The following is a 16,469-nucleotide window of genomic DNA, read 5'->3' as shown; positions in this document are numbered from 1 at the left end:
TATATTGAACGCTATAATCGGACCATACGTTATAGTTGGCTGAGCAAGCATTTATTTGATACTTTGGATGAAGTACAAGATTATGCAACAAACTGGTTGTGGCATTACAACCATGAAAGACCACATCAAGCTAACAAAGGAAAGCCACCTCTAATGGCTGCTTAACCTCTACTTTTAACTTCGGTTATTTATGGGAGGATTACCTAATGGCTCTATTTTTTTATTTACTTTAAAAAATCAAAAAGGATAATATCCAACAGCTTTTGGAGTTAAAGCTGTATTATGTTAAATTTAAAAACTCTATAAAATATAAAATTAGTTCTATTGATCAATGAACTAAAATTAGATGTAAGTTAAAAATAAATAGAATAAGGGGTTATAAAAATGAATCTTGACTTAAGTAAATGGAGTCTAGTTAAAAATGTTTTTTCTAAAGCACAAAAAGCAAATATGCATGTAAATATTGCGAGTGTTTCTATAGAGGGCATACCTAACATCACCCCAATAGGAACAGTTTTCTTAAATGATGATGGAACAGGCTTTCTATTCGATTCATTCTCTAAACTACTCGCAGAAAATCTCCAAACAAATAACAATATTTGCATCAGTGCTGTAAATTCAAGCAAGCTATTTTGGTTATCCTCATTTATTCAAGGTCAATTTAGTTCTTATCCTGGTGTAAGGCTCTATGGGGAACTTGGGGACTTGAGACCTGCAACACAAGAAGAAAAATTAAAAGTTAATCGACGTATCCAATCGCTAAAATGGACTAAGGGCAGTAAATTAATTTGGTCTGATTTTACAAATGTCAGAGAGTTTAAAATTAAGAGCTACAGATGGATTAGCTACCCTAATATGATGGATCATTTAACATAATAGTGGTCACAATATAGCCACATATTGGCATAAAAACAGCAACTTAAAAAGCCACTTAACGCCCTAAAACCCAATTTTAATCTATAAAAAGCACCACTCAATATGACCACCCTCACCCAAAATTTACTGGCCTTATTACAGTTAGAACAAAAAAGTGAACAATACTTTATTGGACAAAGCCAAACGCACTTTGGCACGCGTGTATATGGCGGGCAATTACTGGCGTAAAGTATTATGGCTGCAGCAAACTTGACAGCTAAGTCTCTGTATAACCTGCATGCTTATTTCTCTATACTGGCGATGCCACCGCACCTGTTCTGTATCACACAGAACTTTTACGTGACAGCCCAAGTTTTAGCACCATACAAGTCACCGCTTTACAGTTTGGACGTCAAATTTATAAAGCCATGTTGTCATATATGCAGCCTTAAGATGGATTGAAGTACCAGACCACTGCGCCTGAATATCTCGCAGCAGAACAACTACAGACAGAACAGTGCTATAAACAAAATAAAGAAAGGCGCATCGCGCGCCTTTTTTTATTCAAAACACTTAAATTTAAGCAGGAATACGTAACACTTGTCCTGGGAAAATGTCATCGGCATTTTTTAGTAATGGACGGTTGGCTTCAAAGATTTTGTTGTATTGGTTGGCATCCCCATAAAATTCTTTAGAAATTTTAGATAAGGTATCGCCTGATTTTACTGTATAGAACTTGCTTTCTGGTTCTGGGGTTGCAACTGTGAGTTGATCATCTACTTGTGCAACATGGTCAATATTACCCACTGCAAGAATAATTTTTTCACGGTCTGCCTGACTGTTGACCTGTCCACGCACTGTCGCTAAGTCAGTAGTTGCGTTATAACTCACCGATAAACCTGTCACAGGTAAGCCTAAACTTTTCACATGCCCCAAAAGTTTATTGGCAATTTCTTGTGCTGATGGTTCTGCAGGTGTGCTTGGTGCAGCTTGTGGCTCTGCAGGTGCTGTATTTTTCTTACCAATCCCTTTTACAAAATCAAAAAGACCCATGAGGTACTCCTATTTTTTTCTGCTGTTATAAAGCGTCGCTCACTTACATAAGCACGTTTCTGTTCTCATTCATTTATAACTAAAAAAATAAGCGACTTCGGTTGTGATTAGACACTAGCCTGGTAACAAAATGTAAGCTACATCACACATTTAACAAAATGCGCCTTTTTCATATTCGATTGTAAAAACGACAGCGCATAAAAAAGCCACCTTGCGGTGGCTTTCATTTCAGCAGAGCTGAAATCAACAATTAACCAAGTTTTTTAGTTACGTAGTCGATTGCTGATTGAACTGTTGTGATTTCGTTAGAATCTTCGTCTGGGATTGTGATGTCAAAATCATTTTCGAAAGACATTACAAGCTCTACTAAGTCTAAAGAGTCAGCACCTAAGTCATCCATAAAAGATGCTTCGTTTTTGATTTCTTCAGCTTTAAGACCAAGTTGTTCTGCAACCGCTTGTTTAACGCGTTGTTCGATATCGCTCACAGGAATTCTCCTCATTGCTTGTGGCGTTTTTAATGCCGTTAGTTTAATTGAATCTATAAAATTTTGAAAGTTTATACTTGAGCTTAGCTCATGTATAAACCACCATTTACGTGTAACACTGTACCAGTGATGTAACCAGCTTTGTCAGAAGCCAAGAAACTCACTGCATTTGCGATATCTTGTGGATCACCTAAACGGTTTAATGCCACTTGCTCACTCATTTTTTTGCGAATTTCTTCACTTAGCTGATCTGTCATTTCAGTTGCAATAAAGCCCGGAGCAACCGAGTTTACTGTAATTTGACGACTGCCCATTTCTTTGGCAAGGCTACGGCTGAATGCTTCAATACCGGCTTTTGCCGCAGAATAGTTCGCTTGTCCTGGGTTCGCAAAATGTGCTACCACAGAACTAATATTAATAATGCGTCCAAAACGTGCTTTGGTCATGCCCTTCAAGACACGTTTAGATAAACGGTAAACTGCCTTTAAGTGAATGTTGAGAATGTCATCCCAATCATCTTCTGACATACGCAGTAACAAATTATCTTTGGTAATGCCCGCATTGTTAACTAAAACCAAAACTGAACCATAGCTTTGTTCAATTTCAGAAACCAATGCATCAATGGCTGCACCATCACGGACATCCAATACTTTACCTGCACCGTTTTCTGCAAAACTTACCGATAATTTTTCTGCGCCCGCTTCAGAAGTGGCAGTACCTACCACAAAAAAACCGTCTTGAATGAGTTGCTGAGCGATGGCTGCACCAATCCCTCGGCTTGCACCTGTGACTAATGCAACTTTACGTTCTTGTGTCATGCAATTTTCCCTTCTGCCACTAAAATGGCATTTAGTGCATCTTCCATACGACTTTGTGTGTCGAGTGGGAATGCTTTTTCGATATTCGGTAAACGCTTCGCAAGATTCGCCAATACGTTGCCTGGGCCACATTCCACGATATATTCAATACCCTGATCTTGTAGGTATTGCATGGTTTGTGTCCACTGCACCGATTGGTACAATTGCGCAGTGAGTGCCTGACCTAATTGCGCAACATCTGCCGCGATTCCAGCGTTGACATTTTGTATTACAGGAATACGCGGTAGCTCAATGGCAGTTTGTTCCAAAGCTTGTGCAAACTGTTCGGCAGCAGGTTTCATCAATGAACAGTGTGAAGGTACAGATACAGGCAGGGCAATGGCTTTACCGCCATTTTCTTTGGCCAATGCCATTACTGCTTCGACTAAAGTTGTATCGCCTGCAATAACCACTTGCCCTTGTGCATTGTAGTTGGCTGCTTCTACCGAGCCACGACCTTGCACATTCACTTGTTCACATAGCTCAAGCACTTTGGCATCTTCAAGGCCTAAAATGGCAGCCATTGCGCCCTGACCTTGTGGCACAGCGTTTTGCATTAATTTGCCGCGCAAGTTTACCAGTTTAACGGCATCGCCCAAGCTCAAGCTGCCTGCAGCAACTAACGCGCTGTATTCGCCCAATGAGTGCCCTGCCAAATATTTTGGTGCAACACCACCCAACTCTAACCACACACGCCATAAAGCGATACTTGCAGTGAGTAATACAGGCTGAGTAAATTCTGTTTGGTCTAAACCTTCACCACTTTGTGCAATGTGCCATAAGTCAAAGCCAATCGCTTCAGAGGCTTCTGCAAATGTTTCGCGCACACCGCTAAACTGTTCTGCAAGCTCAGCCAACATACCGGCTTTTTGTGAGCCTTGACCAGGAAAGACAAATGCAGTTTTAGTGGCTTGAGCTGCTTGCTCGAGTCGTTTAGCAGACATAAAAAATCCTTTAATTAAGATGTGCAAATTGTAGTTTTTTGCAGCTACAACCCACACCTTCTCATGTAAGCTCAGTTATGGAGCGGAAATTTAACACTTAATTTTGTTTTTAGTAATTGCCAAATACAACAAAAATCGGGCACAAAAAAAGGGAGCTTACGCTCCCATTTTTTCTACTAAGCTTGACGCTTAATACATCACCAATTATTCAGCATCTGCTTTAGCGAATAATTGACGACCACGGTAGAAACCATCTTTAGTTACGTGGTGACGACGATGAGTTTCACCAGTAGCTTGGTCTACAGTTAATGCATTCTCGGTTAAAGCGTCATGTGAACGGCGCATGTCACGGCGAGAGCGACTTTTACGGTTTTGCTGAACGGCCATGATGGCTCCTTACAAAGATCGAAAAATGGATCAGAACAAATTGAGTTGTCTTAACTAAAAATTATAACATAATTTTCAGTTAAGTTTACCTTTCAAACTTGCCAAAACATCAAACGGATTATCACGTTTTTCTTCGGCAATGTTCTGAATGGCAGGTTGATGCTTATGCTCGCAAGCGTCATGCTTAGGAGATAAAGGCAACAACAATAACAATTCATCTTCTATAAGTGACAGTAAATTAGCCGTCGCAGGCGAATCATAATCGCCTTTGGTGGTGGCTTCACTTTCACCTAATACAATGAAATCAGCATCCTCATCCAAGCGCTCTATCAGTGACTCATCATCCACAAGAGCTAGATGAAAATCTGAAACGAGGTCTATTTCTACAGAACCCAAGCAGCGTTGGCATTCCATTGGAACTCTCGTTTCAATATGACCATCTAGCCATACAATGCGATGATACGCATCCATTGATAGCTTACAGTCTATGTTAACCAATTGATCATCAATTGATCCAACAGCTTCACGGGCGATACGAGCAAAGCGAGACAATGGCAGGTTACCTGACCATGTAAAGCCCTGTTCAGCCCATTTAAACGGCTCAATCTGTGCCGGAAAGGTATTTGCTGACATAATTAAGGCGGCAATTCTACAAATTCATCAGTACTCTGTCAAAGATTAAGATACAATTTTGTACTTATTTAGACAGACCAATTTTGGGTAACACAGTCATGCATCTGTTGCAGCCGCAAACAGAAGTGAATTTTTCATCACTTGTGAGCACACTTCCAACCACCAATTCTGACACTTCGCCCCCCCAAGTGCAACTCTCGGACTGGGCCAAACTGAATACGGAAGCGGAACAGGTGGACTGGCTCATCTTACACTTTAATCACTGGTTTTCCCACCTAAATGTGAACTTGGTCAAAGGTGACTTTGAACCTGAGTACGTTCCTGCAACACCAGACCAACCTGCACGAATTCAATTTGCGCATGGCTTCTTTAATAGTGCACTGCATGAAATTAGCCACTGGACCATTGCAGGTGAACAACGCCGCCTATTGTCCGATTTAGGCTATTGGTATGCCCCCGATGGTCGCACTCAAGAACAACAAGCCTTGTTTGAACAAGTCGAAATAAAGCCGCAGGCAATAGAATGGCTGTTTGCTCAAGCGTTTGGGCGTAAATTCCGCGTGTCTTTAGACAACCTGACGGGTGAAGGTGGAGATGGCAGCACTTTTAAAGACAATGTCTTTGCACAAGTGCAGCGTTATTTTAATGGCGAAGCCAAATTACCACGCGATGCAAAACGCTTGATTGAATGTATTTGTTACTGCACCCGAGGTGGCAAAACATTACAAATTGAAGAATTTGAACGTAAAAATCTAGATTAAATGCAATAAAGCATGGGGCAATGATTGCAAGTGACATCCATCCCCTTTCATAATGAAGCGACGAACACAATTACGCACTGAGGGAATTCATATGTTGCATTTAAGAGTACATCCTGAAAATCCGCAGCCGCGTCTCATCAGCCAAGCGGTTGAACGCATACGCGCGGGCGATGTGGTGGTTTATCCAACCGATGCTGCCTATGCAATTGGTTGCCAGATTGGTAACAAAAATGCGATGGAGCGTATTTCACAAATTCGTGGTTTAGGTGCTAAACACCAATACGCCATTATTTGTGCCGATTTATCTGACATTGCCACCTACGCCAAAGTAGACAATGCCATGTATCGTCTACTAAAAAACAATACCCCAGCGGTGACGACCTTTATTTTACCTGCGACCAGTGAAGTGCCACGTCGCTTAATGCATCCGAATAAAAAAACCATTGGTTTGCGTATTCCAAGCAATCCAATTTGCCGCATGCTGCTGAAAGAGCTGGGTGAACCTTTACTGACCAGCACCCTGATTTTACCAGGTCAGGAAGACCCTTTAGATGATCCTTACGAGATTGATTTACAGCTCAGCAAACGCATAGACGTACTGATTGATGGTGGCTTAGGCACACTCAGCACCACCAGTATTGTGGACTTGTCGGGTGACAGCCCGCAAATTGTACGTCGTGGTGTGGGTGATGTGAGTGCTTTTGAATAAGCACTCCTTTTATTCACGCTGTATTTGTTATCTTTGTAACATCATCACCCAAGAAAATACCCCTATTTATTTTTGGCTTTTTTTGACATTTGGTTGTAGAACAGATTTATTTCAACCACGATATCCTTTAGACTAGCCGCTATTAATTTTGTGCTATTTCTCTACCGCTCCTCCTATCTAAAGCGGAAATAGCGTTTGCATGCTTTTGAAAATTCGCGTGGCCCAATACTGTAATGAATCAATCCCTCCACAATGCGATGGAACCTGCCCAACACATTCGTGTGTTAGATGAATGGCAAGAGTCGATTCCAGAGGATTTATATATTCCTCCTGCAGCATTTGAAATTCTGTTAGAGCATTTCGAAGGACCACTCGACTTTCTAATTTACCTGATTCAAAAAAATGGCTTCGATTTACTCCAGTTAGATATTGCCCCCATTGCATCGCAATATCTGTCGTATATGGATGCCATGAAATCACTGAATATTGAGCTCACTGCTGACTATATGGTGATGGCTGCACTATTGGCCGATTTAAAATCACGGCTGTTATTGCCAAAAGCACCAAGCGCCAGTGCAATTGAGAAAGACCCGAAACAAGAGCTGATTGACCGCCTAGAAACATATTTAAGAGTCAAGCAAGCGGCGGAACGCCTTGGGCAAATGCCAGTTTTAGAACGTGATACCTTTGCCACCAATGTTGGCTTAGGACACACTGCTGTGAATAATGTCGGCTATGCGGCCGATCAATTACGTGATGCGTTGTTCTGCATTTTTAACCGTCCTGAACCTGTGACCCATCAAATTTTGCAAGAACCTGTTTTGCTCGAAGAACGAATTGCGTTTATTGAAGCTAAACTCGCCTCGGGTGAAATTCTCAGTTTTGATGCGCTACTCAAGCCAAGTCAGGGGCGAATGGGTATGGTGGTGACGTTTATGGCTATTTTAGAACTGACTCGCCAGCAGAAGGTATGCATTGTGAGCAGTGGTATTGAAGCACCATTGAGTATTCAAGGGGCGCAGGCATGAACTCAGAACAGATTGTTTCAAACCTGTCTGAAGGTGAGCAACAGCATGAATTGCTAATGCAACTTGAAGCAATTATTTTTGCCAGTGACAGTGCTGTGTCTTTAGCGCGTCTGAAAGAAGCTTTTCAAGATAAATATAGCAAAGCGCAATTACGCCAGTTTTTACAACAATTGGCCATGTTACAACATGGTCGCTCGATTGAACTGATCGAAACCGCACAAGGTTTCCGTTTTCAGGTGCGGGCAAAGTATCGTACAATTATTACACAGGTGTGGCCTGAACGTCCGACCCGACTTTCGCCCTCACTGCTAGAAATACTGGCGGTGATTGCCTACCACCAACCTGTGACCCGAGCAGATATTGAACAAATTCGCGGAGTATCAAACAATAGTCAAATTTTACGCACATTGTTTGATTGGAACTGGATTAAAGAATCAGGTTTCCGAGAACTCCCAGGAAGACCTGCGTTGTTGGTTACAACGCCTCAATTTTTAAATGCGTTTGGCTTGAATTCCTTAAGTCAATTGCCTCCCCTACAGGATGCCAAGGAAGCTTTCATGGCACTCGATGCATCTGCGTCTGTGTCTTGAATAGGTAAACTGTTGATGATCATTTCTAAGGTTATGCTGTCATGAGTGAAAAGTTGCAAAAGGTACTCGCACGAGTAGGCTTGGGTTCTCGCCGTTATATGGAAGAAGTCATTGCCGCTGGTCGTGTGAGTGTCAACGGCCAAGTTGCCCAAGTGGGTGAACGTATCGAACCAGGTGATGAGCTTCGCATCGATGGTCGTAAAGTTCAGTTCCAAATTGAAGATGAAATTCGTCGTCGTGTTCTGATTTACTATAAACCAGAAGGCGAAATTTGCTCACGCAACGACCCTGAACAACGCCCGACTGTATTTGATAACTTACCTGCAATTGCCAATGATCGTTGGGTAATGGTTGGTCGTCTGGACATTAACTCGACAGGTTTATTGCTATTCACCAACGATGGTGAATTAGCCAACCGTTTAATGCACCCATCGAACGAAATTGAACGTGAATATGCAGTTCGTGTGATGGGTGAAGTGACACCACAACTGAAAAACAACATGCTGCGCGGCGTAGTGCTAGATGATGGCCCTGCCAAGTTTGAATCTTTCTCTGAAATTGGCGGTGATGGTATTAACCGCTGGTATCAAGTGGTGGTAAAAGAAGGTCGTAACCGCGAAGTTCGTCGTATTTTTGAATCACAAGGTCTGAAAGTCAGCCGTCTATTGCGTACCCGTTACGGCACGGTAATTTTACCGCGTGAATTACGTACAGGTCGCTGGATGGAATTGGATAAAAATGACATCGATAACCTTGCCAAAGCGGTTGAGTTAAAACCACGTCAAGGCACAGGTTTGTACGGCATGGCAAAACGTCGCAATGAGCGTATGCAGGAAAAACCGTTGGCAGCACGTCGTGGTGGTTTCTTGCGTCAGCAACGTCGTGACACCGAAGAAGCTGCACAAAACACAGGTTTTGCACCGCGTGAACGTCGTCAGGACGGTAACAGTTACGGCAACCGCGAACCACGCCAAGACGGTAACAGTTACGGCAACCGTGAGCGTCGTCAAGATGGTAACAGCTATGGCAACCGCGAACGTCGCCAAGATGGCAACAGCTATGGCAACCGTGAACGTCGCCAAGATGGTAACAGCTATGGCAACCGTGAACGTCATCAAGATGACAATAGCTACGGCAACCGAGAACCACGTCAGGATGGTAACAGCTACGGCAACCGTGAACGCCGTGACGAAAATGCACCACGCAAACCGTTTGGCAATAAAAGCTTTAAAAAATTCTAAAAGCTGAAATATGCCAAATTGATAAAAAGCCACACATGAATGTGTGGCTTTTTTATTGGGCAAATTTGTTGGAAAAAAATAATAAGGATTAGATATTCGGCAATACAGGAATTTCAATCCACTGTGCCTTTGGAAAGCTTTTTGCCAAATAATTTTTTAAATATTTGGCAGTATCCTGCGAAATTAAAGGGTCTTGTGATTCATCGTTCAAATTATATGCCAATGCATGCAAATTCAAACCACGTGTTTTTAAAGCTTCCAAACTGAGCAAAGTGTGGTTAATACTGCCCAAACGCCCAGAACTCACCAAAATAACAGGATACTGTTTTTGCTCAATATAGTCGATGGTGAGCAGGTCTGTGGTCAGCGGCACCATGAGCCCGCCTGCACCTTCCAATAATACCGCATCATACTTTGCCGCCAGTTGCGCAGTCGCAGCCTCAATTTTAGCAAAGTCAATTTCACGACCATCAATTTGTGTAGCCAAATGCGGTGAAGCAGGATAGCTAAAAATTTCAGGCATGGTGAGCTTGTCATCATCTTCAGGCAACCATTCACTGCCCATAATTTTACGATGCTGCTCAATATCTTCTGAAACGTCTTGATTGCCCGTTTGAATCAGCTTTTGGGTAATGGTCTGAATACCCTGTTCATTCATGGTCTTGGCCAAATAACCTGTGGCATAGGTTTTGCCAATCCCTGTATCAATACCACTCACAAAATAAACTTGAGCTGTCATGGCATTCTCCGTGCAAGACAATAAATAGGATGATACGTGAGCGTGTAACTTTTTTTCTGTGAACTATGTTGCTGACTAAATTGTTCATAGCCCCGATAAAATTCGGTTAAAGTCGTTTTGTTCCAACGCTGCCCTTGTGCTGTACCCGTGACACCTGTGGCTTTTAAATGCTGCAAAATCTGTTTGGGATGTTCAAAACTTAATGATTCAAGCTGCTCTGAACAGTGTAATACTTCAAAGCCCTGCTGTTTAAGCTGTTGTTGTAACGCATCCATACTCAAATAATGTAAGCCTTGACCTGTTAATTGCTTAATTTCAGTCAAGTTTTGAGGGCCAAACGTCGAAAAGCACAAATACCCTTGCGGCTTTAACGCTTGATTCGCCTTACGCAATAATGCTCCAAAATCTTCCACCCATTGCAAAGCCGAACTCGAACAAATTAAATCCAAAGACTGCGGAAAATCGAGCTGTTCTATATCGCCAATTAAGCCATGAATTTGCGTACTAGTTGTTTGAGGATGATGCAGATACGCATGCAACACTTCGGCATATAAATCATTTAAAGTCAGCTGTTGAATTTGAAATTCACGCAGTAGCAAGTCGGTTAAATTCCCTGAACCACAGCCAATTTCCAAGACGTTTTCAAAGCAAGGCTGAGGTTGATCTGACAACTTTTGCTGCACAATATATTGCTGCATTTTTGCCATTAACTGCTGACAAATTTGCTGCTGTACCACGGCATGCGTTTTATAACTCTGATGAGCGCGGGCAAAACGCTGTGCCACTTGTGCCTTATCTATACGCATACGCACACTCAAAGCAAATCCAGTAACTGTGTTAAATCTGCCGTTTCAAATTGCGTATTTAAACAAATCCGCAGTCTTGAACTGCCTTGCGGCACAGTCGGTGGACGTACAGGCATCACATAAAAACCTGCAGTCTGTAACTGTTGGGCTTTGCTTACAGTTGCACTAGAGTCGCCAATAATCACAGGTACAATTTGCGAAGTCGATGGGCAGGTAAAACCTTTGGCCTGAATCCCCTGCTGCATATATAAGCTCAAAGCAGCCAAATGCTGACGCTGTGTCTGCATGTGCACAATCTGATTCAGCATAAACTGCGTCCATGCCATACAAATAGGTGGCTGTGCGGTACTAAAAATTAGCGGGCGCATTCGATTAATCAGGTAATCGCGGATAATCGGATCACAGATCAAATATCCCCCAACTGAAGCAACAGCTTTACCAAACGTCCCGACCAGAAAATCAATGGCATCAATCACGTCATATAGTTCGGCACAGCCCAAACCTTGCTGCCCACGCACACCAATCGCATGTGCTTCATCGACATATAACATAACTTTGGCAAACTGCTGTTTCAGCGCGACCAATGCGGCTAAATCAGTTTCATCACCATCCATACTAAAAATGGATTCAGTCACCACAATAATGCGTTCATAATTATCATCGGCATGATATTGCGTCAGCAATTGCTGCAAATGTGGCAAATCATTATGCCGATAACGCAAATATTTGGCAGATGACAAACGAATGCCGTCAATCATGCTGGCATGTACCAGTTTATCGGCCAAAATTAGGGTTTTCGCATCTGCCAATGCAGGTAAAATACCAATATTCATGTGATAGCCGCTATTAAACAGCAAGGCAGCTCGCCCATGAAATAATTGCGTTAATGTGGCTTCAAGCTGTTCATAGGCAGGGAAATTTCCAGTCAGTAAACGTGATGAAGATGCACTCATTAAACGCTGTGCATTCGGTGTTTCATCAAAAAACTGTTCACGTAAGCGCAAATCAGAGGCTAAACCCAAATAATCATTGGAAGATAAATTCAGCATCTGCTGTTGCTGAATTTCAATCGTTTTACCTTGCTGTTGATTGCTGCGAAACTGACGAAAATTACCCTGTTGGCGAAGCTGATCAAGCTGTTCTGCATAGTGATCGAGTAAACTCATGCGCTCGCTCCTTGCATGCCTGCCACCTCCTCAGCCAATTGCTGCAATAAAGTATTTAGTTCTGCTGCTGTAATCACATACGGCGGCATCACATAAACCAATTTACCAAATGGACGCACCCAAATACCGCGTTGCACAAATTCTTGTTGCAAGCTTTGCATATCGACAGCATGTTTAAGTTCTACCACACCAATTGCACCTAAAACCCGCACATCCTGCACCCATGCCAAATTAGCCAATGGTGTTAAATGCTGTTCAAGTTGCTGTTGTATACGTTGAATATTGGCTTGCCAGTCTTGTTCTAATAATAATTGGGTACTTTTTACTGCAACCGCGCAGGCCAGTGGATTTGCCATAAAGGTCGGGCCATGCATAAACACACCTGCCTCACCTTGCGAAATCGTTTCTGCAACATGCTTCGTGGTCAATGTGGCAGACAAGGTCATATAACCGCCTGTCAGCCCTTTGCCGATACACATAATATCGGGTTCGACCTGTGCATGTTCCCATGCAAACAACTTGCCTGTACGCCCAAAACCTGTGGCAATTTCATCAAAAATTAACAACACATCATATTGTTCACAGAGCAATTTGGCTTGACGCAAATATTCAGGATGATAAAAGCGCATGCCGCCTGCACCTTGCACAATCGGCTCAATAATCATGGCGGCAATCTGTTGATGATGCTCGGCCAAACTTTGTGCCAATTCTGCAATATCGGCAGGATTCCACTCTTGGTCAAAACCTGTTTGTGGTGCAGATACAAAATAACGACGCGCCAAACTTGAGCCAAAAACCTGATGCATCCCTGTAACAGGATCACAAACCGACATGGCATTCCATGTATCGCCATGATAGCCAGAACGGGTGGTAATAAAATTGGTTTTTTCAGTTTTGCCTTGTGCAGTCCAGTATTGCACCGCCATTTTCAGCGCCACTTCAACGGCGACGGAGCCTGAATCTGCATAAAAAATTTTATCTAAACTCGGTGGGGTAATTTCGAGCAACAAACGCCCTAACTCAATAGCAGGACGATGGGTCAATCCACCAAACATGATATGCGCCATACTGTCGAGTTGCTCAGTCACAGCACGGTTCAGCTCAGGATGGTTATAGCCATGAATCGCGCACCACCACGATGACATGCCGTCAATCAACTGGCGACCATCTTCAAGTTCAATGGTGCTGCCAAATGCCCGCTTAACCTTAAAGGTTGTTAAGGGCTGAGTCATAGAGGTGTAAGGATGCCAAAGATGTTCACGATCAAAAGCCAAATCCATCTGTTCTGTCATCCCACCATCATCCTTGATCTTGTAAAAAACTTGATGTGCTAAATCTTAAACCTGTCTACAGATAAAATAAATTGCGAGATTTGTCACTTATGGACCTGTTGGCGGGTTTTTCTGTAAATATTGGCAGATTTTGCTAGTCAACTCATCGGCATGGAACAATGGCAGCCCATGCGAGCCTTGCAAAACATCTACGCTTAAAAACTTTGCAGCTAAATTTTGCAGTTTAGCTGCAACTTTGCAATCAACTAAAACATCCTGCTCGGCAAAAAGATGATACTGCAGACCTGTATAATTTTTAAGCTTAGTCACCAAGTTTAAGTTTTCCAATAAATTTAAACCCTGTTGAAGCAAAGATTGCGGCTGTGGCTGAACCAAACTTTGTAATTGTAATAGGTCGGTTTTACTACTAGTGACACCCTGACACACCATAAAACCAAAACGCTTTAGGGTCAGAATTGGGTCTTGTGCAAAAGATTGTTTAAACTGGGCAAACGTGGCTTGTGGCATAGCGGTATCCCAATCGGCTTGTGCAACAAAACACGGATTGGATGCAATGGTAATTAAGGTTTTATATCCTGCATATTGGCTGGCAATCGCATCGACCAGTAGCGTTGCCAATTGCCCACCCAGTGACCAGCCCATAATTACATCAAACTGACGTGCAAATTCAACCTGTTGCTGCATGACTTGAGCATCAGTAGCGTTAAAAATATTGATGAGCTCAACCCGAAAACCTTGTGCAGTTAAGGCTTGCTGTAACGGATTTAAGAGTGCAGTACCACCGCCCCAGCCTGTAATCAATAAAATCTGTTGTTGCACGTGGCTTGCTCTCAAGTTAGAAAATCACCTCAGTATAATACTGAATCGGCTCAATCGACATCTGCAAAGCACCAAGATACATCCTTAAAAAAACCAATTGATATAAAAAAGCCAATCTATAAAAACCGATCTATAAAAAAACCCGACTTATCATAAATCGGGTTTTGGTCTATTTTGCTTTGATCAGATTACATTTGCGATTGAATGTAGTTTTGTAAACCAATCAATTCAATTAAACGTAATTGTTTTTCCAACCAGTACGTATGATCTTCTTCTGTGTCGGTCATTTGCTGACGCAACATATCACGGCTGACATAATCGCCTTTTTCTTCACACAATTTTACGCCTTGCGCCAATTTTTCACGTACTTCGTATTCCAGTTTTAAATCGGCTTTTAAGCAAGACACCACATCTTCACCCACGTCGATGTCATCGCGCTGCATATTTGGAGTGCCTTCAAGGAACAATACACGACGAATTAAAGCATCGGCATGCTGCGCTTCTTCCTGCATTTCATGGTCAATGCGCTCAAAAATTTTGCTTAAACCCCAATCTTCATACATACGCGAATGAATCAGGTATTGATCGCGAGCAGCCAGTTCGCCACCAATCAACATATTTAAATAGTCTACGACTTCTGGATTGCCACGCATTTGCTGTACTCCCTTTCTTAATCCAGTCATTATGGACACATTCAGGCAAAATTGCAAAAGTTAATTATTGTAAACCCATGATTTTTATAAAATTAAAATGAGAAACATACGCATTTGCAATATAACTTAAAAATTCTCATATATAAAACAACTGCTTGGCAAAACTTAGCTTTAAAAATGACAATACAATGATTTTGCATCATTTTGTAAATATTGAAAGAAACCATACTTTGACGCTCAAGTATCGTAAAAAACGCCTAAAAAGCGGATTTTAAAACCCAGCTGCTTTATGATAATCACGAGTTCCATCACTTTCTTAAAATAATGACAAATCTAAATACATCTGCACCCATTTTAGTCACAGGCGCAACAGGCTATATTGCCAGTTGGGTCATTAAAAACCTGCTTGAACAAGGACATACCGTACACGCGACGGTGCGTGATCTGAATAAAACCCACAGTTTTCAACATCTGACTGATATCGCGGCAAAAAGCACAGGCAACTTACAATTATTCCAAGCCAACTTACTTGAAGAAGGTGCTTTTGATGCCGCCATGCAAGGTTGTGAAATCGTGCTGCACATGGCCTCGCCTTTTGTGGTCACCAATTATAAAGATGCAGTTAAAGACATTATTGAACCTGCCGTAATTGGCACTGAAAATGTGTTAAACAGCGTTAATCGTACTGCATCGGTAAAGCGTGTAGTGGTGACTTCAAGTATTGCTGCAACCTATGGCGATGCGATTGATATTTTAAATACGGCCAATAATCGCTTTGATGAAAGTCACTGGAATACCAGCAGCAGCCCTGAGCATCAGCCTTATCCTTATTCAAAAGTGGCAGCTGAACGCAAAGCTTGGGAAATGGCAAAGGCACAAAACCGCTGGGATTTGGTCTGTATCAACCCTGCTTTGGTGCTTGGCCCATCGTTGACCAAAAACACCCAATCGGGCAGCGTGGAAGTGTTATTGCAGTTTGCCAACGGTATGACCTTGGCAGGTGTCCCTGCTATGTGGAATGGCATTGTCGATGTGCGTGATGTTGCCGATGCTCACATTCAGGCCGCATTCAACCCTGCTGCTGAAGGTCGCTATATTATTAGCGGTGGCACACTCAGCTTATTGGAAATGGGCAAAATTTTAGCGCAGCACTTTGGACGTAAATACCCTTTCCCACGCAATCAGTTACCTAAATTTGCCTTTAAAGCCTTTGGCCCTCTACTTGGTTTTTCCCGTAAATTTGTGGAACTGAATATGGGCTACCCAATTTATTTTAATGCGGAAAAAAGTCAGCGTGAATTGGGTATGCACTACCGCAATATTGAAACCAGTCTAGTCGAACATTTTCAGCAACTCATTGATGATGGCATTGTGAAGAAACGTTAAACCTTCGACTTCTCTCAGTAAAAACCAAGGCACTTCATCGTTGAAGTGCCTTTGTACCTATTA

20 protein-coding genes and 2 pseudogenes are annotated in these 16,469 nt (G+C 42.4%); 10 read left to right on the top strand and 12 right to left on the bottom strand.

From position 1 onward, the window contains the following. The 4 genes and pseudogenes from HX743_RS11540 to HX743_RS16585 form a co-directional block, all read left to right on the top strand. Positions 1–165, top strand: a 165-nt coding sequence (locus HX743_RS11540; RefSeq protein WP_151711510.1) for an integrase core domain-containing protein, incomplete at its 5' end; no start/stop codon positions are given. Between the two features lie 219 nt (positions 166–384). Beyond that, positions 385–876 (top strand): pyridoxamine 5'-phosphate oxidase family protein, encoded by a 492-nt coding sequence (locus tag HX743_RS11535; protein ID WP_178319281.1) that lies wholly within the window; start codon positions 385–387, stop codon positions 874–876. A 102-nt stretch (positions 877–978) separates the two neighbouring features. Beyond that, positions 979–1,104, top strand: coding sequence for a hypothetical protein (locus HX743_RS16410; protein WP_256732315.1), 126 nt, complete (start codon positions 979–981; stop codon positions 1,102–1,104). Positions 1,105–1,172: 68 nt separating this feature from the next. Next, positions 1,173–1,307, top strand: a pseudogene (locus HX743_RS16585) (hypothetical protein); the annotation flags it as partial. Between the two features lie 127 nt (positions 1,308–1,434). Here HX743_RS16585 and lysM read toward each other — a convergent pair. The 6 genes from lysM to HX743_RS11500 form a co-directional block, all read right to left on the bottom strand. Then, on the bottom strand, positions 1,435–1,908 hold the full coding sequence (lysM, locus tag HX743_RS11525; protein ID WP_004972325.1) for a peptidoglycan-binding protein LysM: 474 nt from the start codon (positions 1,906–1,908) through the stop codon (positions 1,435–1,437). Between the two features lie 250 nt (positions 1,909–2,158). Further along, the gene (gene acpP, locus HX743_RS11520; protein WP_001279871.1) at positions 2,159–2,395 is read right to left on the bottom strand and encodes an acyl carrier protein; all 237 of its coding nucleotides are present in this window, start codon (positions 2,393–2,395) and stop codon (positions 2,159–2,161) included. Between the two features lie 83 nt (positions 2,396–2,478). Further along, positions 2,479–3,213: a 3-oxoacyl-ACP reductase FabG gene (gene fabG, locus HX743_RS11515; RefSeq protein WP_178319280.1), complete on the bottom strand. Its 735-nt coding sequence runs from the start codon at positions 3,211–3,213 to the stop codon at positions 2,479–2,481. Beyond that, positions 3,210–4,196, bottom strand: coding sequence for an ACP S-malonyltransferase (gene fabD, locus HX743_RS11510; RefSeq protein WP_178319279.1), 987 nt, complete (start codon positions 4,194–4,196; stop codon positions 3,210–3,212). The genes fabG and fabD overlap by 4 nt, the downstream gene beginning before the upstream one ends. 204 nt (positions 4,197–4,400) lie before the next feature. Further along, the gene (rpmF, locus tag HX743_RS11505) at positions 4,401–4,583 is read right to left on the bottom strand and encodes a 50S ribosomal protein L32 (RefSeq protein WP_004972331.1); all 183 of its coding nucleotides are present in this window, start codon (positions 4,581–4,583) and stop codon (positions 4,401–4,403) included. Between the two features lie 75 nt (positions 4,584–4,658). Next, on the bottom strand, positions 4,659–5,216 hold the full coding sequence (locus tag HX743_RS11500; RefSeq protein WP_131260705.1) for a DUF177 domain-containing protein: 558 nt from the start codon (positions 5,214–5,216) through the stop codon (positions 4,659–4,661). 98 nt (positions 5,217–5,314) lie between these two features. Between HX743_RS11500 and HX743_RS11495 the strand changes: the two genes are divergently transcribed. From HX743_RS11495 to rluB, 5 genes and pseudogenes are all read left to right on the top strand, one after another. Beyond that, a complete protein-coding gene (locus tag HX743_RS11495; RefSeq protein ID WP_178319278.1) occupies positions 5,315–5,977 on the top strand; it encodes an elongation factor P hydroxylase in 663 nt (220 codons plus the stop codon). A gap of 91 nt (positions 5,978–6,068) precedes the next feature. Beyond that, entirely contained in the window at positions 6,069–6,686 is a 618-nt protein-coding gene (locus tag HX743_RS11490) for an L-threonylcarbamoyladenylate synthase (RefSeq protein ID WP_168525101.1), read from the top strand. A 233-nt stretch (positions 6,687–6,919) separates the two neighbouring features. Next, complete coding sequence (locus HX743_RS11485; protein ID WP_178319277.1) at positions 6,920–7,714, top strand: ScpA family protein; 795 nt, start codon at positions 6,920–6,922, stop codon at positions 7,712–7,714. Continuing rightward, positions 7,711–8,304, top strand: a complete 594-nt coding sequence (scpB, locus tag HX743_RS11480) for an SMC-Scp complex subunit ScpB (RefSeq protein ID WP_178319276.1) — start codon at positions 7,711–7,713, stop codon at positions 8,302–8,304. Before HX743_RS11485 ends, scpB begins: the two co-directional genes overlap by 4 nt. Before the next feature lie 41 nt (positions 8,305–8,345). Continuing rightward, positions 8,346–9,266 (top strand): annotated as a pseudogene (gene rluB / locus HX743_RS11475) (23S rRNA pseudouridine(2605) synthase RluB); the annotation flags it as partial. A gap of 367 nt (positions 9,267–9,633) precedes the next feature. Here the strand turns inward: rluB and bioD are convergent. The 6 genes from bioD to bfr form a co-directional block, all read right to left on the bottom strand. Next, a complete protein-coding gene (gene bioD, locus HX743_RS11470) occupies positions 9,634–10,284 on the bottom strand; it encodes a dethiobiotin synthase (protein ID WP_178319274.1) in 651 nt (216 codons plus the stop codon). After that, the gene (gene bioC / locus HX743_RS11465) at positions 10,281–11,090 is read right to left on the bottom strand and encodes a malonyl-ACP O-methyltransferase BioC (RefSeq protein ID WP_026438193.1); all 810 of its coding nucleotides are present in this window, start codon (positions 11,088–11,090) and stop codon (positions 10,281–10,283) included. Before bioC ends, bioD begins: the two co-directional genes overlap by 4 nt. An 8-nt stretch (positions 11,091–11,098) precedes the next feature. Continuing rightward, the gene (locus HX743_RS11460; RefSeq protein WP_178319273.1) at positions 11,099–12,256 is read right to left on the bottom strand and encodes an 8-amino-7-oxononanoate synthase; all 1,158 of its coding nucleotides are present in this window, start codon (positions 12,254–12,256) and stop codon (positions 11,099–11,101) included. Then, positions 12,253–13,536: an adenosylmethionine--8-amino-7-oxononanoate transaminase gene (gene bioA / locus HX743_RS11455; protein ID WP_178319283.1), complete on the bottom strand. Its 1,284-nt coding sequence runs from the start codon at positions 13,534–13,536 to the stop codon at positions 12,253–12,255. Before bioA ends, HX743_RS11460 begins: the two co-directional genes overlap by 4 nt. A gap of 99 nt (positions 13,537–13,635) precedes the next feature. Next, positions 13,636–14,367 (bottom strand): hydrolase, encoded by a 732-nt coding sequence (locus HX743_RS11450; RefSeq protein ID WP_178319272.1) that lies wholly within the window; start codon positions 14,365–14,367, stop codon positions 13,636–13,638. Between the two features lie 188 nt (positions 14,368–14,555). Beyond that, positions 14,556–15,020 (bottom strand): bacterioferritin, encoded by a 465-nt coding sequence (gene bfr / locus HX743_RS11445; protein WP_004972356.1) that lies wholly within the window; start codon positions 15,018–15,020, stop codon positions 14,556–14,558. Between the two features lie 324 nt (positions 15,021–15,344). Here bfr and HX743_RS11440 point away from each other — a divergent pair, with 324 nt between their 5' ends. After that, positions 15,345–16,406 (top strand): aldehyde reductase, encoded by a 1,062-nt coding sequence (locus HX743_RS11440; protein WP_004972358.1) that lies wholly within the window; start codon positions 15,345–15,347, stop codon positions 16,404–16,406. Positions 16,407–16,469: the final 63 nt, after the last annotated feature.

The organism is Acinetobacter sp. Swhac1 (assembly GCF_013390985.1).
Lineage (GTDB): Bacteria > Pseudomonadota > Gammaproteobacteria > Pseudomonadales > Moraxellaceae > Acinetobacter > Acinetobacter towneri.
This window is presented reverse-complemented; position numbering and strand designations above follow the sequence as displayed.